The sequence below is a fragment of the Streptomyces venezuelae genome (assembly GCF_008642295.1).
Classification (GTDB): domain Bacteria; phylum Actinomycetota; class Actinomycetes; order Streptomycetales; family Streptomycetaceae; genus Streptomyces; species Streptomyces venezuelae_C.
This window is the reverse complement of record NZ_CP029190.1, coordinates 6,544,975-6,567,826: the sequence shown is the minus strand read 5'-3', so window position 1 is coordinate 6,567,826 and position 22,852 is coordinate 6,544,975. Positions and strand designations below refer to the sequence as shown.

Here is a 22,852-nt window from a genome sequence, read left to right as displayed (position 1 = left end):
CCAACGCCCTTGCGTCTGGCCCCTGGTGCTAGCCGAACACGGGCTCTGCCAGGGACCGTTCCCGGTCCACCATGGCCTGCACCGTGGCCTGCACCTCGTCACAGAGGGCGCGGGCCGCGGCCTTGCGGGCGGCGAAGGAATCGGGGACCTCGGGGGCGGGGATCGGCTCCCCGACGGTGATGCGCCATTTCGCGGGCAGCGGGAACGGCGGCGTGAGGGGGAAGTAGGGGAGATCGAAGAACCGGGCCAGGGCCGGGACTTCACCGATCTTGGGGCATGCCTCCTCGGCGCCGATGACGGACACCGGTACGACGGGGGCGCCCGCACGGAGGGCGGTGAGTGCGAATCCGGGGCTGAAGGGCCGGAGCCGGTAGCGCTCCCGGAAGGGCTTTTCCAGGCCGGCGATTCCTTCGGGGAACACTCCGACGAGTTCACCGGCGTTCAGGTGTTCCAATCCCAGCATGGGGTTGACGGGAAAGCCGCCGATCTTGCGGGCATACGAACCGATGACCGGAAACCGGAATGCCAGGGGCGCCGCGGGCACGTGCAGGGGGCGCCGGACGCTGCGGGTGAGGACCTTGTGGAGGACGAATGCATCGAGCCCCCAGGCACCGGAGTGATTGGCCACGATGACCGCGGGGCCTTCGGCGGGAATGTTCTCCAGCCCCAGCGCGTCCAGCCGGAAGTAGTCGTCGACCAGCCATTCCAGCAGCCGCTCCCAGGCCGTCTCGCCGGCCAGGCCGAGCAGCCGGGTCAGCTGCTTGAGCTCGGCTCCGGCCATGTCAATCATTTCGTCAACGCTATCGGGCACGAATGATCCTCGCTCATGTGTTTCGAAGCATCAATAAGACGCTCGGCGACCGGTTTTGAGTAAATGCACCGCCGTGATACTGATGTGGGCATTCAAGCGCCCGCGCCACCGTACCTGAGAGTTGCCGTGACAATTTCCGCGCAGGAATCCATCGTTCAGGTGATCAGCGACCTGCTGGTCGAGAAGTTCGAAGTACCCGCCGAGGAGGTACGGCCGGACGCCCCCATGCGCGAGTTGCTGACCGATTCGCTCATGGTCGTGGAGATGGCCATCGCCGTGCACGAGACGCTGGGCGTCAAGGTCGAGGAGGACGAGCTCCGCGGCACCACCCTGGCGGAGTTCGCCGAGGCCGTCGGGGCCCGGAGGACCGCTCGTTGAGCCGACGTCCCTCAGTCGCGGTGACCGGGCTGGGCCTGGTCACCGCGGCCGGCTGCGACCGGGACGGCACGTGGTCCGCCGTGTGCGCGGGCCGCACCACCGCCGCTCCCGACCCCGAACTGACCGGTCTGCCCGTCTCGCTGAGCTGCCGGGTCCCCGCGACGCCGGACCATCCGGTGCTGCGGCAGCGCGGCTCGGCCCGGCTGGACCCGGTGGACCGCTTCGCCCTGGCGGCCGTCGGCCAGGCCCTGGACCACGCCGGGCTCGACCCCGGACAGTGGGACGGCGGGCGGGTCGGGGTCGTCACCGGCGGCGGCCTGGGCGGGGTCCGGACCCAGGACACGGCGCTCGCCCGGCTGGCCTCCCACGGCCCGGAGTTCGTCTCCCCGTACTTCCTCACCGGCTACCTGATCAATATGGCCTGTGCCAACATCGCGCTGCGCTTCGGCGTCACCGGACCCGCCCTGTCCACGAGCACGGCCTGCGCCTCGGGCACCACCGCCCTCGGCCTGGCCCGGGACCTGATCACCACCGGGCAGTGCGACATCGCCCTGGTCTGCGGCGCCGAGGCGGCGGTCACCCGGCTCGCGGTGACCGGCTTCGCCCAGCTCGGCGCGCTGTCAGCCACCGGGTCGCGGCCCTTCGACACCACCCGCGACGGCTTTGTCATCGCCGAGGGCGCCGGCGCGCTGGTGCTGGAGCGGGCCGAGCACGCCGCGGCCCGGACGGCCCGGCCGCTCGCCCGCCTCCTCGGCTACGGCGCCACCACCGACGCCCACCACCTGGTCTCGCCGCACCCCCGGGGGCGCGGCGCCGAGCAGGCGGTCCGCGCGGCCCTCGCGGACGCCGGCATCGGCCCGGAGGACGTGGGCCACGTCAACGCGCACGGCACCTCGACCCGGCAGAACGACACGGTCGAAGCGGGCGTCCTGAGCCGCGTGTTCCCGCACCGGCCGCCCGTCACCTCGGCCAAGGGCTCCCTCGGGCACACCCTCGGGGCCGCGGGCGTCATCGAGGCGGCCCTGACCGTCCTCGCGCTCGCCGAGGACACCGTCCCGCCCACCGCGGGGCTGACCGAGCCCGAGCCCGGCCTGGACATCGACCTGGTCCGGGGCACGGCCAGGAAGCACCCCTGCGAGGTGGCCGTCAGCAACTCCTTCGGCTTCGGCGGCCACAATGCGGTGGCCGTGCTCGCCCAGCCCTGAGCCCGTGCCTGCCGGCTGCCGTGCGTGGTGGCCGTACGCGCCGGCGGCGGTGCGTGGTGGCGGTCCGCGGCCGGCGGTTCTGGCAGGCTGGCCGGCATGACCGATACGGGTTCCGGCTCCGATGCCCCCGCGTTCCGGCAGCTCACCCGGCCCGACGCGATGACCCCGGAGCTCCGGGAGCAGCTGGTCGACTGCTGGACGGCCGTCGTCAACACCGGCGGTGCGGTGATCGCCGCCGATCTGCCGATGCCGCCGGTCGGCGCGGCGGACGTCGGGCCGGTGGTGGACCGGCTGGCCGCCGCCCTGGACCCGGACCGCAGCAGGCTGCTCCTCGCCGGCGTCGACGGCGCCCTGGCCGGCTGGCTGCTCCTCCGGCGGGATCTGCACCCCCTGATCGCGCACTGCGGGGTGGTCCACCACGTCCAGACCCACCCGCGGTTCCGCCGCCGGGGCATCGGCGCCGCCCTCATGGAACGCGTCCGGCTGATCGCCCGCGAGGAGCTGGGGCTGGAACGGCTCCAGCTCAGCGCACGGGCGGGGCTCGGGCTGGAGGAGTTCTACCTGGGGCTGGGGTGGACGGAAGTGGGCCGGTGGCCGGGTGCGCTGCGGGTGGCTCCGGGCGACGACCGTGACGACATTCTCATGAGCATCGGCCTCTGAACCGGCCTGATCCGGCCGATACCCGTTCCGGGTGCGTACGGACCCTGGAGCCGGGGAACACCGGGCCCGATGATGGGCAGAGCCGTACGAACCGCCGCCGGGGCCGGTCCGGTTCGCCTGCCTCGCCGGGGAGGAACTGCCGGGATGAGCGACGCTCCTCTGTACCTGGAACCGAAGCTCGGCCCGGACCTGGCATCGCTGCTGGGCTCGGGCCCGTTCCTGCACACACTGGCGGACGCGCTCGGGTCGCCGCTCAATGTGGTGCTGCCGGACCGGATCGCCCGGAATCTGGCGGAGTTCGAGGCCGTCTTCCGCCGCCACCGGCTTCCGGGCCGGGTCTTCTTCGCGCACAAGACGAACCGCTCCAGCGCCCTGGTCCGCCGGCTGGCCGCCACCGGGGCCGGACTCGACGCCGCGTCCCTGGGCGAGCTGCAGCACGCCCTCGGGTCCGGGTTCACCCCGGACCGGATCCTGGCGACCGGGCCCAAGGACCCGGAGTTCCTGTGGCTGGCCGCCCGGTCCGGGGTGGTCGTCAACGCCGACGGTCCCGCCGAACTGGCCGAGGCCGCACGCCTGGTGCGCGGCTACGGGCTCCCCAGACTCCGGATCCTGCTGCGGCTGTCCGGGTTCGAGACCTCCGGGGCGCGGATGCTCTCCCGCCGCAGCCGGTTCGGAACCTCCGTGAAGGCACTCGGCCGGCTCCTCGACCTGCTCGAGGACCACCGGGACGCCCTGGAGCCGATCGGGGTCGGCTACCACCTCGACACCACCGGAATCGACGAGAAGGCCACCGCGCTGGAAGGCTGTCTGCGGGCCATGGAGGACCTGCGGTTACGGGACTTCCGGCCGCGCGCGATCGACATCGGCGGCGGCTTCGGGGTCGGCTACCTCGCCGACGGCGGGCAGTGGGACCGGTACACCACCGCCCTCACGGACGCCGTGATGGGCCGGCGCTCCCCCCTCACCTGGGGCGGGCACGGCTACGGCCTGCGGGCCGAGAACGGCACGCTCAAGGGGGCGCTCGCGCTCTACCCCGCATACCGGCCGGTCGCCGGGCCGGCCTACCTCGACGAACTGCTGTCCCGCCCCGCGCCCGGCCTGGGCCGCCCGCTGGGCACCCTGCTGCTGGACAGCCTGTGCGATCTGTACGCCGAGCCCGGCCGGGCCCTGGTGGACCAGTGCGGGCTGACCCTCGGCAGAGTGCTGGAGGTGCGCGAGACCGATGGCGGCGGGTGGCTGGTACGGCTGGGGATGAACGCCGCGGACGTCGGCCTGGAGGAGCACGGAGTGCTCATGGACCCGGTACTGCTGCGCCGCCCCGGGGGCGGGCCGGCGGCGGGCGGCGGGGGCCCGGTGGGCGTGCACCTGCTGGGCAACCTGTGTCTGGAATCGGACCTGATCACCCGCCGGACGGTGTTCCTGCCCGGCCTGCCGCGGCCGGGCGACCTCCTCGCCTTCCCCAACACGGCCGGGTACTGCATGGACTTCACCGCCACCCGGGCCCAACAGCAGCCCGTGGCCCGGAAGGTCGCGGTACGGGAGGGAGGTGGCACCTGGCACTGGCGCCTCGACGAACAGTACTGGCCGGTCACGGACACGGGGGGACAGGACGCATGAGGTACGACAGCATCACCGAGGCCATCGGCAACACCCCGCTGGTGCGCATCGACCCGCAGGTGCACGGGCTGCGCCATATCGACCTGTACGCCAAGCTGGAGATGCTCAACCCCTTCGGCTCGCTCAAGGACCGGGCGGCCTGGAACATGGCCCGCGACCAGCTGCCGGAGGCCGCCGCCCGCGGCGCCACGGTCGTCGAGCTGTCCAGCGGCAACACCGCCAAGGCCCTGGCCCTGATCGCCGGCCTGCACGGGCTGCCGTTCAAGAGCGTCACCAACCGGATGCGGATCCCGGAGGTGAAGGACCTGCTCCTGCTGCTGGGCGCCGAGATCGAGGAACTGCCCGGGCAGAGCGAATGCCTCGACCCGACCGACACCTCGGACCCGCTGACCGTCTTCCACCAGCGGCTGAACCAGCCCGGCAGCACCCACCTGCACACCGACCAGTACTTCAACCCGCTGAACGCGGAGGCCCATGCCCAGGGAACCGGCCCGGAGATCATCGCGGATCTGGACGGCCGCGCCCCGGACTGGTTCATCGCCTGTGTGGGCACCGCCGGCTCGTCCACCGGGGTGGCCTCGGCGCTGCGCGCCCACCGCCCGGCCGTGCAGGTGATCGGTCTGGTCGGGGAGAAGTCGGAGTTCATCCCCGGCATCCGCACCGCCGAGGAGGTGCAGGAGGTCGGGCTGTTCGACCCGGCGACGTACGACGTGATCGAAGCGGTGGGCGCGGACGAGGCCATCGACGGCATGCTGACCCTGATCCGCCGGTGCGGGCTGCTCTCCGGCCCCACCGGCGGGGCCGCCTACGCGGGGGCGGTCCGCCATCTGAAGCCGCTGGACACCGCGTCGGCGGAGCGCCGGACCGCCGTGTTCATCGTGTGCGACCGGGCGGAGAGCTATCTGGGCTATGTGGGCCGCCGCCGGCCGGAACTGCTGGGGCGCCCGCCGGTGCGGAACTCGGTGGCCACGCTGACGAGTGCGGAGCTCGCCGCCGCCCCCGTCGTGGAGGTCGGGGAGGCGCAGAAGTGGATCGAGACGGGACAGCCGCTGGTGGTCGACCTGCGCGGCCCCTTCGCCTTCGCCGCCCTGCACATCGACGGCTCGGTCAACATCGTCGACGAGCTGTTCGAGGAACTACTCCGCGGCGGGCTGCCGTTCAGCCGGTCCCGGCCGGTGCTGCTGGCCTGCCCGGTGGGCGAGAAGTCCGCCCGGTACGCAGCCCTGCTGACCCGGATGGGCCATCCGGACGTCCGCAGTCTGGCCGGCGGCATCATCGCCTGGCGGGACGCGGGCGCCCCGCTGGTGCGTGACTGACATGGGCGGATTCACGGACGAACTCGAGGCGCTGGCCGCCTGGCAGCGCCCGTTGCGCGCCCAGTTCCCCCTGGTGGCCGGCCATCCGGGGCAGGCGTACCTGGACAGCGCGGCCACCGCGCAGAAGCCGCAGGCCGTGCTGGACGCGGTGGCGGCGTACCTGACCACCTGCAACGCCAATGCGGGGCGCGGCTCCTACCCCTGGGCCAACCGGACGACCGCGATGGTGGAGCGGACCCGGGAGCGGGTCAAGGAGTTCCTGGGCGATCCGGATCCGGGCCGCTCCTCGGTGCATTTCACCAGCGGGGCCTCGGAGGGGCTGCGGACCGTGGCGCGGGACTGGCTGCCCGGGTTCCTCCGCGACGGGGACGAGATCGTCGTGCCGTTCGGCGACCACCAGGCGAACCTGGCGCCCTGGCTGGAGGTTCAGGAGCTGCTGGCCCGTCAGGGGGTGCGGATCGGGGTCCGGGAGCTGCCGTGTCAGGAGGGCTCGGGCGACTACGACGTCCGCGCCCTGGCGCGGGCGGTGGGGCCGCGCACCCGCTTCCTGGCCGCCACGCATGTGCACCACGTCTACGGGGCCGATATGAACGTCCACCGGCTGCGGGAGGCGGTCGGCCCGGAGGTGGTGATCGCGCTGGACGCCGCGCAGAGCTTCGGGCACCTGCCGGTGTCGGTGGACCGGCTGGACGTGGACTTCCTGGTGTTCTCCGGGCACAAGGCGCTCGCGCTGCCGGGCACCGGGGCGGTCTGGGCCCGCGGCCGGCGGGGGCCGGAGTTCTCGCCCGGGGGCTGGCAGGGCACCCCGAACACGGCCGGGATCGCCTCGCTGGCGGCGGCGCTGGACTGGCTGGAGGAGGCGGGCACCGACCGGATCGAGCGCTGGACCACGGCGCTGGCGGCGCAGCTGACCGACGGGCTGAGCCGGCTGGAGGCGTACGAGGTGCTCGGCTGCCGGACCAGTCTGGCGGCGGAGTCCGAGGTGCAGCGCCGGACGAGCCTGGTGACCTTCCGGCACCGCGGGATCGATGCCCGGGACCTGGGGTTCATCCTGTTCGGCGAGGGCTTTATGGTCCGCTCCGACGGGCACTGCCAGGCGGGGCGGAGTGTACGGGAAGACTCGGTGCGGGTCAGCCTCCATGTGTACAACACACCCGAAGAGATGCAGGCACTGCTCACCGTTCTGGCCGGACTGCAATGATTTTCATGAGCACGGACTGGTCACGGCGGCGGAGGCGACGCGATCGCTATGGGCATGAGTACGGTGGCGGCGGCGCGCTGGGTGGAGCGCTGGGAGTGCCAGCAGCAGCGGTACGCGGTCGACCGCGAGGAGCGGTTCACGGTGATCGCGGACGTGGTCGAGCACATGACGCTCGGCCGGCCCGCTCCGCTGGTGCTGGACCTGGGCAGCGGACCGGGCTCGCTGGCCGCCCGGCTCGCCGGCCGGCTGCCCGCCGCGGAGGTGGTGGCCGTGGACGCCGATCCGCTGCTGCTGGAGCTGGGCCGGGCCCACCACGGCAGCACCCTGCGGTACGTGGAGGCGCTGATCGGCGCGCCGGACTGGCTCGAGGCGCTCGCCCTGGACCGTCCGGTGGACGCGGCGGTGTCCACCACCGCCCTGCACTACCTGGGTGAGGACACCCTGAAGCAGGTCTACGCCGACCTGGCCGGGCGGCTGCGGCCGGGCGGGGTCCTGGTCAACGGCGACCACATCAGCCCGGACTCCGCGAAGGTGCGGGAACTCGCCCTGGACATCGGCCGCCGGCAGGCCGAGCGGTGCCTGGCGCTGATCCACGAGGACTGGCAGTCCTGGTGGTCGGGGGCCGCCGCCGACCCGGAGCTCGCCCCGTTCCTGGCCCGCCGGGGCGAGCGCCGCCACCCGCCCTGCGAGGGCAACGACCTGCCGCTGTCCGGTCATGTCGGGCTGCTGCGGGAGGCGGGGTTCGCGGAGGTGGGAACCGTCTGGCAGTTCGGCAACAGCCATGTGCTGGTGGCCGTGCGCTGACGGCCGTCCGGCCGGTGAGACTCGTACGGCCGTCCGGATCACGGTCCCGGGGCCGGGCGGGGGTAGGTGCGGGACTGTTTGACGCTGCCGTAGGCGAAGCTCGATTCGATCGATGCGATGCCCGGGATGGCATGGATCTTGTGGCGGACCAGGGATTCGTACGCCTGGAGGCTCTCGATGACCACGCGGAGCAGATAGTCGCTGCTGCCCGCCATCAGATAGCAGTCCTGGATGTGCTCGATGACCGCGACATGTTCCTCGAAGACCCTGACCGCCTCCGCCGTGTGGCGTTCGAGGCGGATCCGGACGAACACGGTGATCGGCAGCCCGAACGCGACCTGGTCGACCATGGCGGTGTAGCCGCGGATGAGACCCGCCTCCTCCAGGCGGCGCACCCGGCGCAGGCAGGGGGACGGGGACAGCCGGACGCGGTCGGCGAGGTCCTGGTTGGACAGCCGGCCGTCCGCCTGCAAGGCACGGATGATCTGCAGATCGACGGCGTCCACGGGGCCTCCAGGGCTGTTCTTCGGCAGTTCTTGGCAGATCCTGCCCCAAACGTATGTCCGAGCGGCAGAACTGGCAATCGGCTGCCCCGGCCGAAGCCCTAGCGTTGCCCGGGTACGGAAAACCGGGTCTCACAGGCTGGAGCAACCTCCTTGGTCGCGACGCACACCACGGGGGTGGCACCGCCCCGCTCGGCGGCAACCCCGCTCCGGGGCCGGCTCTCACCGCAGGCACAGGGCATGCTCGCGCTGCTGGTGACCGTGGCGATCTGGGCCGCCTTCGCACTCAGCGCCCGCGCCCTGAGCAGTTCCTCCCTGCTGCCGGCCGATGCCGCCCTGCTGCGCTTCGGCGTTCCGCTGGTGGTGCTCGCGCCGGCGCTGTGGCGCCGCCGGCAGCGCATCGCCGCGGTACGGCTCTCCGCCGCAGTCAAGATCGTCTGTGGTGCGGGGGTGCCGTTCTTCCTGGCGGCCATGTACGGGGGCTCCCTGACCTCCGCGGCCTTCGTGGGGTCGATCGTGCCCGGCATGGTCCCGCTGTTCGTCTCCGCCCTGATGGTCGTCCGCGGCCACGGCGTGCCCCGCGGCACCCAGGCGGCCGGGCTCGCGCTGATCGCGGCCGGGGTGCTGGCCCTGGTCGGTCGGCACCTCGTACCGCTGGACGCCGGAGTGCCGGCCGGTGTCGGCCTGCTCCTGGTCGCCAGCGGGCTGTGGGCCCTGTACACGGTGGGGCTGAAGGAGGTGGACCTCGATCCGGTGGGGTCGATCGGGCTGCTGTGCCTGCCCTCCTTCGCGGTGATCGCGCTGCTGGCCGCGACCGGGGTGCTGCCGACCGGCATGGCCGGGGCGGCGGGCGCCGACATCGCGCTCTTCCTGGTCGTGCAGGGGCTCGGGGTCGGGCTGTGCGCCGGCCTGCTCTACGCCTTCGCCATCCGCCGGCTCGGCGCCCAGCGGGCCTCCGTGATCGGCAGCCTCAGCCCGGTCGTCGTGGTCCTGCTCGCCGTCCCCCTGCTCGGCGAATCGCCCACCCTCGCCGTCCTCGTCGGCGTACCCCTGATCACCGCGGGTGTGGTGCTCGCCAACCGCGCCCCTCGCACTCCCCGCGCTCCCCGTACTTCCCGCACTCTCCGCACTCTCCGCCCGCGACCCGAGGTCCCCGCCGATGCTTGAGCTCCTTCCGCCGCCGCCCGTCGACCCGCTGTGGGACCTGACCTACGAGTTCGGCACCGACGAACGGCCCGAGCGCCTGAACCTGGTGCTCGGCGTCTACCGGGACCGGACCGGAACCACCCCCGTGATGACCGCCGTACGCGAGGCCGAGATCCGGCTGGCCGAGCGGTCCGCCTCCAAGGAGTACCGCGGGCTGTCCGGCAATGCCGCCTTCAACCGGGCCATGCTGGCCATGGTGCTGGGGGCCGGCGGCCCCGCCGAGCGTGCCGCGGCCGTCCAGACCGTCGCGGGCACCGGCGCGCTGCGGCTGCTGGCCGATCTGATCTGCCGGACCCGCCCGGGCACCACGGTGTGGATCAGCGATCCGGCTTACGTCAACCACCGGCCCATCCTGGAGGCCGCCGGGCTGACCGTGCGGACGTACCGCTGGCGCGATGCCGAGGGCGGCTTCGACGCGGCGGGCATGCTGGGGGACCTGGCCGGCGCGGGCCGCGACGATGTGGTCCTGCTCCAGGGCTGCTGCCACAACCCCACCGGGGTGGACCCCTCGGCCGAGGCGTGGGAGGCGGTGGCCGCACTGGCCGTCCGGAACGGCTGGGTGCCGTTCGTCGACCTCGCCTACCACGGGCTCGGGGACGGCCTGGAGGCCGACCTGTGGGCCACCCGGATGCTGGCCGCGCGGGTGCCGGAGATGTTCATCGCGGTGAGCTGCTCGAAGAACTTCGGTCTGTACAGCGACCGGACCGGCTGCGCCATCGTGCTCGGCTCCTCCCGCCGGACCGTGGCCCACGCCGAGACGGCCCTGCAGAACGCCGCCCGTACCCAGTACTCGATGCCGCCGGAGCACGGGGCGGCGGTGGTGACGGCGATCCTGGAGGACGAGGGGCTGCGCGCTGCCTGGCAGGCGGAGCTGGACGTCATGCGGGCCCGGATCACGGCCAACCGGACGGAGCTCGCCGCCCGGCTGACCGCCCTGGGCCGGGGCGCGCAGGCGCAGACGCTCGCCGGGCAGAAGGGGATGTTCTCGATGCTGCCGCTGCGGGTGGACCAGATGCTCCTGCTGCGCAGGCAGTACGCCATCTACGGCACCACCGCGGGCCGGATCAACATCGCGGGCATCCCGGCCGACCGGATCGGCTGCCTGGCGGAGGGCATCGCGGCGGTCATGGACACGGCCGACGCCCGGCACTGACCGGGCCGGCACGCAGGCAGGCAGACAGACAGGAAGGCGCCCGACCGGGCTGGTACCCGGTCGGGCGCTTTCGTGTGGTGCGGGGCCGCGGCTCAGAAGCCGAGGTCGGTGAACAGGCGGTAGGCGGTGGGGTCGCCGGACATCTGCCAGTGGAAGCCCTGGAGCAGGAAGCAGGCGATCAGGTTGCTGGCGGCGAAGACGAACAGTATGGCCAGGGTGACACCGGCGGCCCGGCGCAGGGCGGGCGAGGCGGTTCCGGCGTCCAGGGGCTGGGCCCACTCGGTCAGGAAGAGGGCGGCGCCGGCGGCGATGGCCGCGGCAAGGAAGGCGATCAGGGCCCAGGTGTACAGGTGCAGGCCGAACAGGGCACCGGCGTAGCCGGGGTCCGGGGGCACGATGTGCATCAGGACCTGGGCGGCCGAGACGGTGCTCCCGGCCAGCGCGGCCACCACGGCCCAGCCCCAGCCGGCGGCCCAGGTGCCTGAGGTCACCGCGCCCTTGCGGGAGCGGGCGATGATCCAGGCCGGGCCGAGGGCGCTCAGCAGGAAGAACATCCGCTGGAGCAGGCACATGGGGCAGGGGTACTCACCCAGTCCGAACTGGAAGAAGTAGGCGCCGGCGAGGGTTCCGCACAGGCCGATCACATAGGCGTGGGTGAACCAGAGGCCGAGCCGGTGCGAGAGCGCGGCGGGGCGGGCGCCGCTGTCGGCGGCGGGGGCGGTGGCGGTGGCGGTGGCGGTGGCGGTGGCGGTGGCGCCGGTCAGGGTGGTGGTGCTCATGGGAGGTCTCCTCCTCGGGAACGCGGGGCTCAGAGGGCGATGTGGAAGGTGTGGTCGAAGACGTGCGGCAGGAACGCGGCCACGCTGACGATCAGGGTTCCGGTCCACAGGAGCATCCGGACGCGGTCCGACCGGTCGCGGAACACCGCCACGACACACAGGAAGATGAGGAGGAAGAGGAGGGTGTACATGAGGTCCCTGCTTCATCGGAGGGGGTTTACACCTTCACTTTCCGCCCGGGAGAAACCGGCCGGTAGGGGTCATAAACCGATGCACCCATAGGGCCGGCTTATGGCCCGGTTCCGGGGGCTGAACGGAATCCGACGGATCATCAGGTCATCTGTCCCGGACTCTTGACTCCGGTTACAACAGTCGGGATTCTCGTTCCCAATGTTTGCGCGGAGCATGACAATCCCCCCCTGGAGAAGAAGACCATGGCCCGATCCGGACCCAGCAGCAGGCACCGGCCCCGCCCACCACGCCGGCCCCTCGCCGTACTGACGCTGCTCCTCGCCACCCTGGCCATGGTGCTCGGGCCCGCGCCCGGCTCGGCCGCCGACGACCCCGGCTGGTGGAACCCCACCGCCCGGCCGGCGCCCGACTCCGGGATCAACATCACGGGCGAGCCCTTCAAGGGCACCAACGCCCAGGGCGAGGTACGCGGGTTCGTCGACGCGCACAACCACCTGATGTCCAACGAGGCCTTCGGCGGCCGGCTGATCTGCGGCAAGCCCTTCTCCGAGCTCGGCGTCGCCGACGCGCTCAAGGACTGCCCCGAACACCCCACGCTCGCGGTCTTCGACTTCATCACCAAGGGCGGCGACGGCAACCACGACGCGACCGGCTGGCCGACCTTCAAGGACTGGCCCGCCCATGACTCGCTGACCCACCAGCAGAACTACTACGCCTGGATCGAGCGGGCCTGGCGCGGCGGCCAGCGGGTGCTCGTCAACGACCTCGTCACCAACGGGGTCATCTGCTCGGTCTACTTCTTCAAGGACCGCAGCTGCGACGAGATGACCTCCATCCGCCTGCAGGCCAAGAAGACGTACGAGATGCAGGACTACATCGACAAGATGTTCGGCGGCCCGGGGAAGGGCTGGTTCCGGATCGTCACCGACAGCGCCCAGGCCCGCGAGGTCATCGCCCAGGGCAAGCTGGCCGTGATCCTCGGAGTCGAGACCTCCGAGCCCTTCGGCTGCAAGATGATCCTGGACGTCTCCCAGTGCAGCAAGGCGGACATCGACCGCGGTCTGGACGAGCTGCACGGGCTCGGCGTGCGCAGCATGTTCCTGTGCCACAAGTTCGACAACGCGCTCTGCGGGGTGCGCTTCGACTCCGGTGCGCTCGGCACGGCGATCAATGTGGGCCAGTTCCTCTCCACCGGGACCTTCTGGCAGACCGAGCAGTGCGCGGGGCCGCAGAAGGACAACCCGATCGGCCTGGCCGCGGCGCCGAACGCGGAGAAGGAGCTGCCGGCCGGAGTGAGCGTGCCCGGCTACGACCAGAACGCCCGGTGCAACACCCGCGGGCTCACCGAACTCGGCGAGTACGCGGTGCGCGGGATGATGAAGCGCAAGATGATGCTGGAAATCGACCACATGAGCGTGAAGGCCGCCGGCCGGGCCTTCGACATCATGGAGTCGGAGTCCTACCCGGGCGTGATCTCCTCGCACAGCTGGATGGACAACAGCTGGACCGAACGGCTGTACAAGCTCGGCGGGTTCGCCGCCCAGTACATGAACGGGGCCGAGGCGTTCAGCGCGGAGGCCAAGGCCAAGGACGCCCTGCGCGACAAGTACGGGGTCGGCTACGGATACGGGACCGACATGAACGGCGTCGGCGGCTGGCCCGGCCCGCGCGGCGCGGACGCCCCGAACAAGGTCACGTACCCCTTCCGCAGCGCCGACGGCGGCTCGGTCATCGACCGGCAGACCACCGGGCAGCGCACCTGGGACCTCAACACCGACGGCGCCTCGCACGTCGGACTCGTGCCGGACTGGATCGAGGACATCCGCAAGGTCGGCGGCCAGGGCGTGGTGGACGACCTGTTCCGCGGCGCCGAGTCCTACCTGGACACCTGGGGGGCCTCGGAGAAGCACAAGGCCGGGGTGAACCTCGCCTCTGGCGTCCCGGCAGCCGCCTCGACCACCGAGTGGTGGAACCCGTTCACCACCTACGCGCCCGGCCGGGCCGTGGACGGCAACGGGGGCACCCGCTGGGCCAGCGAGTGGAGCGACGGCCAGTGGTACCAGCTCGACCTCGGGTCCTCGCAGCTGGTCAAGCGGATCACCCTGGACTGGGAGCGGGCGTACGGGAAGGCGTACCGGATCGAGCTGTCCGACGACGGCTCCACCTGGCGGACCGTCTGGTCCACCACCACAGGTGACGGCGGCCTGGACACCATCCAGATCGCCGGGACCCCCGCCCGCCACCTGCGCGTCCAGGGCGTCCAGCGCGGCACCCAGTGGGGCTACTCGCTGTACGAGGTCGGCGTCTACAGCAGCTGACGCACGGCACGCACCACCGGTCCGCGGCCGTCCGGCCGCGGACCGGAGCACCGAAGGGACCACCCGTATGACCCGCAGGCCGCTGGCCGAACGGCGCCGGCAGCTGACCGAGGCGGCCATCCGCGCCATGACCCGGGACGGGGTGCCGCGTACCACCACCCGGTCGATCGCCGCCGAGGCGGGCGTGTCGCTGAGCGTCTTCCACTACTGCTTCGACTCCAAGCAGGCCCTGCTGGAGTCCGTCATCTCGGCCATCACCGACCACTACGTGGGGGTGGTGCGGCAGGCGCTCCGGCCGCGCGGCACCCTGCGGGAGACCATCCGGGCCGGATTCGGGGCCTACTGGGACCATGTCCTGGCCCATCCGGGCGAGCACATGCTCACCTACGAACTCACCCAGTACGCGCTGCGCACGCCGGGTTTTGAACAGCTGGCCCGCCGGCAGCACGAGCGGTACGCCGAGATCTACCGCGAACTGCTCGAGGAGCTCAGCGCGGAGATGCCCCTCGACCTGCGGGTGCCCGCACCGGTGCTGGCCCGCTATCTGGCCGCGCTGACCGACGGGCTGACCCTGAACTTCCTGGTACTGGGCCAGGACGCAGCCGCATCGGCGGCCATCCTGGACCTGATCGCCGATCAGGTGGCCGCGCTGGTCGGCCGGTCAGGGGGACAGCTCCCGGGCGTCCATGGGCAGCCGCCAGAGGTTGCGCCGGTGGACCGCGTCGAGCTCGGCCTCGAGCGGGGAGGGCGGGACGGTGAGGACCGGGCAGGCCGCATGGGCGAGGCAGTAGCGGGCCACTGAGGGGCGGACCAGCCGGCGCAGCGGGGCACGCGATCCGGTGCCCACGACCAGCAGGTCCTCGGGGTTGTCGGCGGTGCGCACCAGGGCCGCGCCCGGGGTGGCCCGTACCGTCAGGCCCTCCAGCGGGACCCCTGGGGATCCCGGGCCGAAGGCACCGTGCAGGATCTCGCGCAGCCGGTCCACGGCCGCGGCCCGGCACTGGGCGAGCGCCGAGACATTGCAGGAGCTGCGGCTGCCGAGTTCACCGCCCGGGGCGGCCCAGGCCAGGACGGCGCACAGGCCGGCGTCGCGGGCCCGGGCCTCGGCGGCGGCCCGGTGCAGGGCCGCCAGGCTTCCCGGGGTTCCGCTCACTCCGACCACGATTCTCGGCACCGCTGCCGCCCCCTTCCATCTCGCTCCGGCCTTCCATGAAAAGGCCCGGGCGGCGGGTGGGACATGGGCTCTGACGGCCTTCTGACGCCGCCGGTGCCAACCCTGACGGTTTCCTGATGCCGGCGGTGTTCCGCCGTCAGTGATCCGTATGGACTGCGCCCGTCGGCGTATGGGTCCCGTCATGGGGTGGCAGGGGAGCCCGGTGTGCAGGGATAGCTTCGGTGACGCGTCCCGGTCTGCCTCCCCGCACCCGGGCCGCCCACACCGTTCGCATTGCGTGGTTCTTCGAGGAGGACCTCATGTGCCTGTTCCGGTACGCCGACGACCCCGAGCCTGACGAACAGGGCCCGGCCGGACTTCTCTACGTGCCCGTCCGGCCGGGAACGGCGGGGGTGGTGCTCCGGATGTTCCGCACCCCGCTGGGCGAGCGCACCGCCGTCGGATTCACCGCACCCGGGCTGCTGGGAACCACACTCGGTGCGGACCAGCCCTGGATCCGGCTCTCCACACCGGTGCTCCGCGCCATCGCCGGGGCACTGGGCGTCGGCCGGCTGACGATCGACCCGGTCTTCTCCGCCCCCGCCGTCACCCCGCTGCCGGCGCAGCCGGGCGGGAGCCGGGTCCGGGCCGTGCAAGGGGGGATGATTCCGTGACCGTCGCCGCTCTTTCCGAGGCCGCGGCCGGCCGGGACGACCTGTCCGTCTGGCCCGCCTCCACCAGCCGCCTGCGGCACGGCGGGCTGTCCGTCGGCGGGGTGTCGCTGACCGAGATCGCCGAGCGCTTCGACACCCCCGTGTACGTGTTGGACGAGGGCGAGGTGCGGGCCCGCTGCCGGACCTACCGGGACGCCTTCCCCGAGGCCGATGTGCTGTACGCCGCCAAGGCGTTCCTGTCCCGCGCGATGGTGCGCTGGATGGACGAGGAGGGCTTCGGTCTCGACGTGTGCTCGGCGGGCGAACTCGAGCTCGCCGTCACCTCGGGTTTCCTGCCCGAGCGCATCACCCTGCACGGCAATGCCAAGTCGCCGCGCGACATCGCAACCGCGCTGCGGCTGGGGGTGGGCCGGATCGTCATCGACAGCCCGTCCGAGATCGCCCGGCTGGCCGCCGCGGTGGGGCCGGACGGACGGCAGAAGGTGCTGGTCCGGGTGGTGCCCGGGGTCTCGGCCGGCGGACACGAGAAGATCCGTACCGGGACGGCCGGCCAGAAGTTCGGCCTGTCCCTCACCGACGGCTCCGCGCAGCACGCCATCGCCCGGATCCTCGGGCAGCCACAGCTGGAACCGGCGGGTCTGCACTGCCACATCGGCTCGCAGATCACCGAGGTCAAGCCGTATGTGGCCGCCCTGCGCCGGATGGTGGGACTGATGGCCCGGATCCGCGACAGCCACGGGATCGTGCTGCCCGAACTGAACATGGGCGGCGGCCACGGGATCGCCTACCGGCCCGGCGAGCCGGCGCTGGACCTGACCGCCCTCGCCCGCAGGCTGCGTACCGAACTCCTCGAGAGCTGCGCTGCGGCCGGTCTGGCCGTGCCCCGGCTGGCCATCGAGCCGGGGCGGGCGGTGGTCGGTCCGGCCGGGGTGGCGCTCTACCGGGTCCTGGCCGTCAAGCAGACCGGGGACCGGGGGTTCGTTGCGGTCGACGGCGGTATGAGCGACAACCCGCGGCCCGCCCTGTACGGGGTGCGGTACGCGCCGCGGCTGGTCGGCCGCAGCAGCACGGCGCCGGACCGGACGGCCACGGTCGTCGGCCGGCACTGCGAGGCGGGCGACATCCTGGCGGCCGATGTGCAGCTGCCGGGGGACGTCCACCCCGGGGACCTGCTCGCCGTACCGGTGGCGGGGGCCTATCACCTGTCCATGGCCTCCGGCTACAACCTGGTCGGCAGGCCCCCGGTCGTGGCCGTCCACGAGGGGACGGCCCGGCTGCTGGTCCGGCGGGAGACGCTGGAGGACATCCGGCACCGGGACATCGGCGGCTGACTCCCCCGCCGGAGGTCTCGTTCCGGGCCCGGCTCCCCCGTCTCACCCTGCGTGGACGTGCGGGCGCCGGGCCCGGTCCGGTTCGGCGGCGCAGATGACCTCGCGGGTGACGGGGGCGATCTCCCCCATCATGCACGGGGAGCGATGTCATCCTGACGTGTCCTCAACGCAGTCCGGGGATCGCCGAGACCGCGAGGTCGATGAGTTTGATGCCGATGAAGGGCAGGACGAGGCCGCCGAGGCCGTACCGAGTGAGGTTGCGGCGCAGCAGCTCGTGGGCCGAGGCGGGGGTGTAGCGGACTCCGCGCAGGGCGAGCGGGATGAGCGCGATGATGATCAGCGCGTTGAAGATGATCGCGGAGGTGATGGCCGACTCCGGGGAGGACAGGCCCATGATGTTGAGCTTGTCCAGGCCCGGATAGGCCGAGGCGAACATGGCCGGGATGATCGCGAAGTACTTGGCGACGTCGTTGGTGATGGAGAAGGTGGTCAGGGCGCCGCGGGTGATCAGGAGCTGCTTGCCGATCTCCACGATCTCGATGAGCTTGGTGGGGTTGGAGTCCAGGTCCACCATGTTCCCGGCCTCCTTGGCGGCCGAGGTACCGGTGTTCATCGCGACGCCGACATCCGCCTGCGCGAGCGCCGGGGCGTCGTTGGTGCCGTCACCCGTCATCGCGACCAGCTTGCCGCCCGCCTGCTCCCGCTTGATGAGGGCCATCTTGTCCTCGGGGGTGGCCTGGGCGAGGTATTCGTCGACTCCGGCCTCGGCGGCGATGGCCCGCGCGGTGAGTTCGTTGTCGCCGGTCACCATCACCGTGCGGATGCCCATCCGGCGGAGTTCCTCGAAGCGTTCCCGCATCCCGTCCTTGACCACGTCCTTGAGGTGGACGATGCCGAGGATGCGGGGGCCGTCCCAGTCGTGCACGGCGACCAGCAGGGGCGTCCCGCCGGAGGCGGACACCGAGGCGGACCAGGCGGCGGCCTCGGCGGGCACGGTGCCGCCGCGCAGCGCCACCCAGTCGGCGACCTCGGCCACCGCGCCCTTGCGGATGGCGCAGCCGGCGCCGTTGTCCCAGCTGAGGTTGACCCCGCTCATCCGGGTGCGGGCGCTGAACTCGACGAACCGCGGGTTGCTCAGTTCGCCCTCGGCGGGCGGCTGGAGGCCGTGCCGGCGGGCGAGGGCCACCACGGAGCGCCCTTCGGGGGTCTCGTCGGCGAGCGAGGACAGCTGGGCGGCGTCCGCCAGCTTGATCAGGTCGATGCCGGGGAGCGGGACGAAGGCCGCCGCCTCGCGGTTGCCGTGGGTGATGGTGCCGGTCTTGTCCAGGAGCAGGGTGTTGATGTCGCCGGCGGCCTCGACGGCCCGGCCGGACATGGCCAGGACGTTGCGCTGGACCAGACGGTCCATGCCGGCGATGCCGATCGCGGAGAGCAGCGCGCCGATGGTGGTCGGGATGAGGGTGACGAGCAGGGCGACCAGGACGGTGGTGGACTGGGCGGCCTTCGCATATCCGGCCATCGGCTGGAGGCTGACCACGACCAGGACGAACACCACGGTCAGGGCGGCCAGCAGGATGTTGAGGGCGATCTCGTTCGGGGTCTTCTGCCGGGACGCGCCCTCCACCAGGGCGATCATGCGGTCCATGAAGGAGTGTCCGGGGCGCGAGGTGACGCGTACGACGATCCGGTCGGACAGCACCGTCGTGCCGCCGGTGACACCGCTGCGGTCGCCGCCCGACTCGCGCAGGACGGGGGCCGATTCGCCGGTGACGGCGGACTCGTCCACCATGGCGGCGCCGTCCACCACATCGCCGTCGGCCGGGATCAGCTCCCCGGCCTCGACCAGCACGAAGTCGAAGGGCTGGAGTTCGGCCGGGGTGACCGCCTCGGTTTCGGCCGCGTGCAGGTTGGTGCCGTAGTTCCAGTGCGACAGGCGCAGCGCGACCGTGTCGGTCCGGGCCCGGCGCAGGGATTCGGCCTGGGCCCGGCCGCGGCCCTCGGCGACGGCCTCCGCGAAGTTGGCGAAGAGCACGGTCAGCCACAGCCAGATGCCGATCACCCAGGTGAACACGGACGGGTGGATGAGCGCGGAGAGGGTGGTGAGCGCGGACCCCACGGCCACGACGAAGAGCACCGGCTTCTTCACCAGCTCCCGCGGGTGCAGCTTGCGGACCGCGTCCCGGGCGGAGGCCGCCAGCCGTTCCGGTTCCAGCATGCTCGCCGGTCCGGGGCGTTTGCGCGAGGGCCGGGGACCCGGTGTCCGCGGAGTGGTCCCGGGAACCGGTGAGGTGTGCTGCGCGGCGGCGGGAGACATGAGGACCTTCTGTTGAGTTCGTGGGTGCCGGGCGTGGGCCGGTCCGGTCGTACGACGGGTACGGCCCCCCGGCGGCGCACCAGGCAGGAAGCTACTGCCCGATCTTGGAATGCCGCCCGTGCTTCCAGGGGTAATTGGCAGCTTCTTGACGGCTCCGCTCGGGATGCGTCAAGGCGCCATCAGGGACACGTCAACAGATTCCGCGGTGGCGTACGGGGGGCGTCGAGAGCAGAGTGGGGTGTGCGGCTTTCGCCCCGGTGCGGGGCAGGTGGAGGGGGTGGACGGGCGACGGGAGGCACGACATGTCCGGGTACCGGCTCCGGGACCTCATCGTCCTGCTCGCGGCCCTCGTCGTCCCCTTCCTGGTGGCCCTCGCGCTGGTGCCGTTCCGTACCGACCTGTCCTCGACCAACGAGGCGCTGATCCTGGTGGTGGCCGTGGTGGCGGTGGGCGCCGCCGGCACGCGCGCGGCCGGGGTGGTCGCGGCGCTCTCGGCGGCGGTCTGGTTCGACTTCTTCCTCACCCGGCCCTACAACCGGTTCACCATCGACGACCGCGCCGAGCTCGAGACCGCGGTCCTGCTGCTGGTCGTCGGGCTGGTGGTCGGGCAGCTGGCGGTGCGGACCCGGCGGCTGGAGGCGGAAACGGTCACCGAGGCCGGCCATCTCACCCGCCTCCAGGAGACCGCCCGGCTGGCCGAGGACAGCCCGCCGGAGGAGGTGGTCGAGCACGTGCGGCGGGAGCTGATCGGGCTGCTGGAGCTGCGCGACTGCCGGTTCGAGTACGGGACGCTGCTCGGGCACCGGCCCCGCCTGGAACACGACGGCGGCCTCTGGCTGCGCCTGGGGGACCGGATCACCGAGTACGCCGACTGGCCGGACGGGGAGACCGAGCTGCGCGTGGTCGGCGGCGGGCACTACTACGGCCGCTATCTGCTGGACCCCAGGCCGGGCCCGCTGCCGCCGGAGCAGGCCCGACTGGTCGCCGTCGCACTCGCGGCCCAGGTGGGCGGGTCCCTGAACAGCGCAGGGATGTCCCCCCAGGGCTGATCCGCTCCCGCACCCATGCCCCCGTAAGGGTGGCGTTAAGGCTTTCCGTGAACCCGTAAGGGCCCCGTCAAGAGCACTTATCGCCACGCCGGGGATGCGGTTGGCTCATCCCCGGCCTGTAGGCCGCGTCCCGCTCCCCGTATCGGTCGTGCCGCCGGACCTCTTGCCGTCCCGCAACGAAGGAAAGGCTGCCCGCCCCATGACCCGGGTGCTCGTGGTGGAGGACGACCCCCAGCTCGTCCGCGCACTCAAGATCAACCTCCAGGCCCGCCGGTTCGACGTCGAAGAGGCCGCCACCGGCGGTGCGGCACTCCGGATCGCCGCCGCCCGCAAGCCCGACGTGATCATCCTCGACCTGGGGCTGCCCGACATGGACGGTCTCGAGGTCATCCGCGGCCTCCGCGACCGGAGCCGGGTCCCGATCCTGGTGCTGTCCGCCCGGCACACCTCCGAGGACAAGATCCGCGCCCTGGACGCCGGTGCGGATGACTACGTCACCAAGCCGTTCAGCATGGACGAGCTCCTTGCCCGGCTGCGGGCGGCCACCCGCAGACAGCAGGCTCCCGAGGGCCGGTCGGAGGACGCGGTGGTCACCACCGAGGGGTTCACCGTGGACCTGGCGGCGAAGAAGGTGCTGCGGGGCGAGCGGAGCGTACGGCTCACCCCCACCGAGTGGCACCTGCTGGAAATCCTGATCACCCACCCCGGCCGGCTGATGACCCAGCGCCGGCTGCTGCTGGAGATCTGGGGGCCCACCGCCGGCGACAGCACCAACTACCTGCGGGTCTACATGGCCCAGCTGCGGCGCAAGCTGGAAGCGGACCCCTCCCACCCCCGCTATCTGATCACCGAACCCGGCATGGGGTACCGGTTCGAACCGTAACCGCCCACCAGGGGGCGCGTACCGGTACACACCATCACACACGAGAAAACGGCTGCGCGAGACCTTTGCGATGCACTCCGTGGCCCTGCTGGAGCGCGAGAGCGAGGTCGAACCGTGGTCCGTCGCGGCCTCGGTCGGCACCGGCCCGGTCGGCCGGCCCGAGGAGGCCGACGTGGGCATGCCCCTCGGCGACCATATGGCCCTGGCCCTGGCCGGCCGGGTCCTGCCGGCCGAGGACCGCCGCGTCTTCGGCGCCTTCGCCGCCCAGGCCGTGGTGGTCCTGGACCGGCAGCGGCAGCGGCTGCTCGACGAGGCGGGCCGGGCCCGCGAGCCGGCCGAGGGCAACCGCATCCGGACCGCCCTGCCGGCCGCGGTCAGCCACGACCTGCGCACCCCGCTGGCCGGCATCAAGGCCTCCGTCAGCTCGCTCCGCTCCGACGACGTCGGATGGCCCGAGGAGGACCGCGTCGAGCTGCTGGAAGGGATCGAGGAGGGGGCCGGCCGGCTCTCCGCCCCGATCGGGAACCTGCTGGACATGTCCCGCCTCCGGACGGGCACGGTGACCCCGGTGATCCGCGGGACCGACCTCGACGAGGTGGTCCCCATGGCGCTGGGCGGGGTTCCCGACGACAGCGTGGACCTCGACATCCCCGAGACCCTCCCCATGGTGGCCGTGGACCGGGGCCTGCTGGAGCGGGCCGTGGCCAACATCGTGGAGAACGCGGTCAAGTACAGCCCGGAGGGACACCGGGTGCACGTCTCGGCCAGTGCCCTGCGGGACCGGGTGGAACTCCGTGTGGTCGACCGCGGGCCCGGGGTCCCGGACGCGGCCGAGGACCGCATCTTCGAACCCTTCCAGCGGTACGGGGACGCCCCCGGCGGGGCCGGGGTCGGTCTCGGGCTCGCCGTGGCCCGCGGGTTCACCGAGGCGATCGGCGGCACCCTCGGCGCCGAGGACACCCCCGGCGGCGGTCTGACGACGGTCCTCACCCTGCCGACGGCGAACGGCGTCCGGGCGGTCGCGGCCGAGCTGCCGACCTCCGCCGTCACCTGAGCGCCCGTACGACCTGAGCACCTCGGGTAACCGAAGCATCGGCTGCTGCATGCACAGGGGCCGCCCGCCCACAGCTTCCCCTTGCGCTGTGAACCGGGCGGCCCCTGCTTCGTGCGAACGGCTGTCGGTGCAGCTGCGCCCGGGATCGCCCCCCACGGCCGTCCCCGCGCGCCTGTCCGGCGGTGTTCAGGTCACCGTCGTCCAGCCCACACACCACGGACCGTCTTCCGGTGCCGTCGCACGATCAGTCT

Annotated in this window: 20 protein-coding genes and 2 pseudogenes; 16 read left to right on the top strand and 6 right to left on the bottom strand. The window is 72.3% G+C overall.

Annotation, left to right across the window (positions count from 1 at the left end):
- Window positions 1-28 precede the first annotated feature (28 nt).
- Window positions 29-790, bottom strand: coding sequence for a 1-acyl-sn-glycerol-3-phosphate acyltransferase (locus DEJ50_RS29450; protein WP_150211101.1), 762 nt, complete (start codon window positions 788-790; stop codon window positions 29-31).
- Between the two features lie 147 nt (window positions 791-937).
- On the opposite strand from DEJ50_RS29450, the gene DEJ50_RS29445 reads away from it, so the two are divergent.
- The 7 genes from DEJ50_RS29445 to DEJ50_RS29415 all read left to right on the top strand — a co-directional run bounded on the left by DEJ50_RS29445 (window position 938) and on the right by DEJ50_RS29415 (window position 7,992).
- Window positions 938-1,189: an acyl carrier protein gene (locus tag DEJ50_RS29445; protein ID WP_190344757.1), complete on the top strand. Its 252-nt coding sequence runs from the start codon at window positions 938-940 to the stop codon at window positions 1,187-1,189.
- Window positions 1,186-2,394 (top strand): beta-ketoacyl-[acyl-carrier-protein] synthase family protein, encoded by a 1,209-nt coding sequence (locus DEJ50_RS29440; protein ID WP_150211099.1) that lies wholly within the window; start codon window positions 1,186-1,188, stop codon window positions 2,392-2,394. Before DEJ50_RS29445 ends, DEJ50_RS29440 begins: the two co-directional genes overlap by 4 nt.
- A 96-nt stretch (window positions 2,395-2,490) precedes the next feature.
- The gene (locus tag DEJ50_RS29435; RefSeq protein WP_150211098.1) at window positions 2,491-3,054 is read left to right on the top strand and encodes a GNAT family N-acetyltransferase; all 564 of its coding nucleotides are present in this window, start codon (window positions 2,491-2,493) and stop codon (window positions 3,052-3,054) included.
- A gap of 144 nt (window positions 3,055-3,198) precedes the next feature.
- Window positions 3,199-4,671 carry a Y4yA family PLP-dependent enzyme gene (locus DEJ50_RS29430; RefSeq protein ID WP_150211097.1) on the top strand — a complete coding sequence of 491 codons (1,473 nt, stop codon included), beginning with the start codon at window positions 3,199-3,201 and terminating at the stop codon, window positions 4,669-4,671.
- Window positions 4,668-5,987, top strand: a complete 1,320-nt coding sequence (locus DEJ50_RS29425; RefSeq protein WP_150211096.1) for a pyridoxal-phosphate dependent enzyme — start codon at window positions 4,668-4,670, stop codon at window positions 5,985-5,987. The genes DEJ50_RS29430 and DEJ50_RS29425 overlap by 4 nt, the downstream gene beginning before the upstream one ends.
- Before the next feature lies 1 nt (window position 5,988).
- A complete protein-coding gene (locus DEJ50_RS29420; RefSeq protein WP_150211095.1) occupies window positions 5,989-7,188 on the top strand; it encodes an aminotransferase class V-fold PLP-dependent enzyme in 1,200 nt (399 codons plus the stop codon).
- A 48-nt stretch (window positions 7,189-7,236) separates the two neighbouring features.
- The gene (locus DEJ50_RS29415) at window positions 7,237-7,992 is read left to right on the top strand and encodes a class I SAM-dependent methyltransferase (protein WP_150211094.1); all 756 of its coding nucleotides are present in this window, start codon (window positions 7,237-7,239) and stop codon (window positions 7,990-7,992) included.
- Between the two features lie 38 nt (window positions 7,993-8,030).
- On the opposite strand, the gene DEJ50_RS29410 is transcribed toward DEJ50_RS29415, so the two are convergent.
- Window positions 8,031-8,498 carry an Lrp/AsnC family transcriptional regulator gene (locus DEJ50_RS29410; RefSeq protein ID WP_150211093.1) on the bottom strand — a complete coding sequence of 156 codons (468 nt, stop codon included), beginning with the start codon at window positions 8,496-8,498 and terminating at the stop codon, window positions 8,031-8,033.
- Between the two features lie 150 nt (window positions 8,499-8,648).
- Between DEJ50_RS29410 and DEJ50_RS29405 the strand changes: the two genes are divergently transcribed.
- Both DEJ50_RS29405 and DEJ50_RS29400 read left to right on the top strand, forming a co-directional pair.
- Window positions 8,649-9,662: a DMT family transporter gene (locus tag DEJ50_RS29405; protein ID WP_223837952.1), complete on the top strand. Its 1,014-nt coding sequence runs from the start codon at window positions 8,649-8,651 to the stop codon at window positions 9,660-9,662.
- The gene (locus DEJ50_RS29400; RefSeq protein WP_150211092.1) at window positions 9,655-10,854 is read left to right on the top strand and encodes an aromatic amino acid transaminase; all 1,200 of its coding nucleotides are present in this window, start codon (window positions 9,655-9,657) and stop codon (window positions 10,852-10,854) included. The genes DEJ50_RS29405 and DEJ50_RS29400 overlap by 8 nt, the downstream gene beginning before the upstream one ends.
- 92 nt (window positions 10,855-10,946) lie before the next feature.
- On the opposite strand, the gene DEJ50_RS29395 is transcribed toward DEJ50_RS29400, so the two are convergent.
- Both DEJ50_RS29395 and DEJ50_RS34150 read right to left on the bottom strand, forming a co-directional pair.
- Window positions 10,947-11,633, bottom strand: a complete 687-nt coding sequence (locus tag DEJ50_RS29395; RefSeq protein ID WP_150211091.1) for a disulfide bond formation protein B — start codon at window positions 11,631-11,633, stop codon at window positions 10,947-10,949.
- 29 nt (window positions 11,634-11,662) lie between these two features.
- On the bottom strand, window positions 11,663-11,824 hold the full coding sequence (locus DEJ50_RS34150; protein ID WP_190344755.1) for a hypothetical protein: 162 nt from the start codon (window positions 11,822-11,824) through the stop codon (window positions 11,663-11,665).
- Between the two features lie 333 nt (window positions 11,825-12,157).
- On the opposite strand from DEJ50_RS34150, the gene DEJ50_RS29390 reads away from it, so the two are divergent.
- Window positions 12,158-14,143, top strand: a complete 1,986-nt coding sequence (locus DEJ50_RS29390) for a discoidin domain-containing protein (protein WP_411757696.1) — start codon at window positions 12,158-12,160, stop codon at window positions 14,141-14,143.
- A 67-nt stretch (window positions 14,144-14,210) separates the two neighbouring features.
- Window positions 14,211-14,798, top strand: a pseudogene (locus tag DEJ50_RS29385) (TetR/AcrR family transcriptional regulator); the annotation flags it as partial.
- 6 nt (window positions 14,799-14,804) lie between these two features.
- Here the strand turns inward: DEJ50_RS29385 and DEJ50_RS29380 are convergent.
- On the bottom strand, window positions 14,805-15,296 hold the full coding sequence (locus DEJ50_RS29380; RefSeq protein WP_317852567.1) for a universal stress protein: 492 nt from the start codon (window positions 15,294-15,296) through the stop codon (window positions 14,805-14,807).
- Between the two features lie 320 nt (window positions 15,297-15,616).
- Between DEJ50_RS29380 and DEJ50_RS29375 the strand changes: the two genes are divergently transcribed.
- Together DEJ50_RS29375 and lysA are read left to right on the top strand one after the other, a co-directional pair.
- Window positions 15,617-15,970 (top strand): SAV_915 family protein, encoded by a 354-nt coding sequence (locus DEJ50_RS29375; protein ID WP_150212430.1) that lies wholly within the window; start codon window positions 15,617-15,619, stop codon window positions 15,968-15,970.
- A complete protein-coding gene (gene lysA / locus DEJ50_RS29370; RefSeq protein WP_150211088.1) occupies window positions 15,967-17,301 on the top strand; it encodes a diaminopimelate decarboxylase in 1,335 nt (444 codons plus the stop codon). Before DEJ50_RS29375 ends, lysA begins: the two co-directional genes overlap by 4 nt.
- Before the next feature lie 163 nt (window positions 17,302-17,464).
- On the opposite strand, the gene kdpB is transcribed toward lysA, so the two are convergent.
- Window positions 17,465-19,615, bottom strand: coding sequence for a potassium-transporting ATPase subunit KdpB (kdpB, locus tag DEJ50_RS29365; protein WP_150211087.1), 2,151 nt, complete (start codon window positions 19,613-19,615; stop codon window positions 17,465-17,467).
- A gap of 302 nt (window positions 19,616-19,917) precedes the next feature.
- Between kdpB and DEJ50_RS29360 the strand changes: the two genes are divergently transcribed.
- The 3 genes and pseudogenes from DEJ50_RS29360 to DEJ50_RS29350 form a co-directional block, all read left to right on the top strand.
- Window positions 19,918-20,664, top strand: a complete 747-nt coding sequence (locus DEJ50_RS29360) for a DUF4118 domain-containing protein (RefSeq protein WP_150211086.1) — start codon at window positions 19,918-19,920, stop codon at window positions 20,662-20,664.
- Window positions 20,665-20,863: 199 nt separating this feature from the next.
- On the top strand, window positions 20,864-21,547 hold the full coding sequence (locus tag DEJ50_RS29355) for a response regulator (RefSeq protein WP_150211085.1): 684 nt from the start codon (window positions 20,864-20,866) through the stop codon (window positions 21,545-21,547).
- A gap of 46 nt (window positions 21,548-21,593) precedes the next feature.
- Window positions 21,594-22,601, top strand: a pseudogene (locus DEJ50_RS29350) (sensor histidine kinase); the annotation flags it as partial.
- Window positions 22,602-22,852 lie beyond the last annotated feature (251 nt).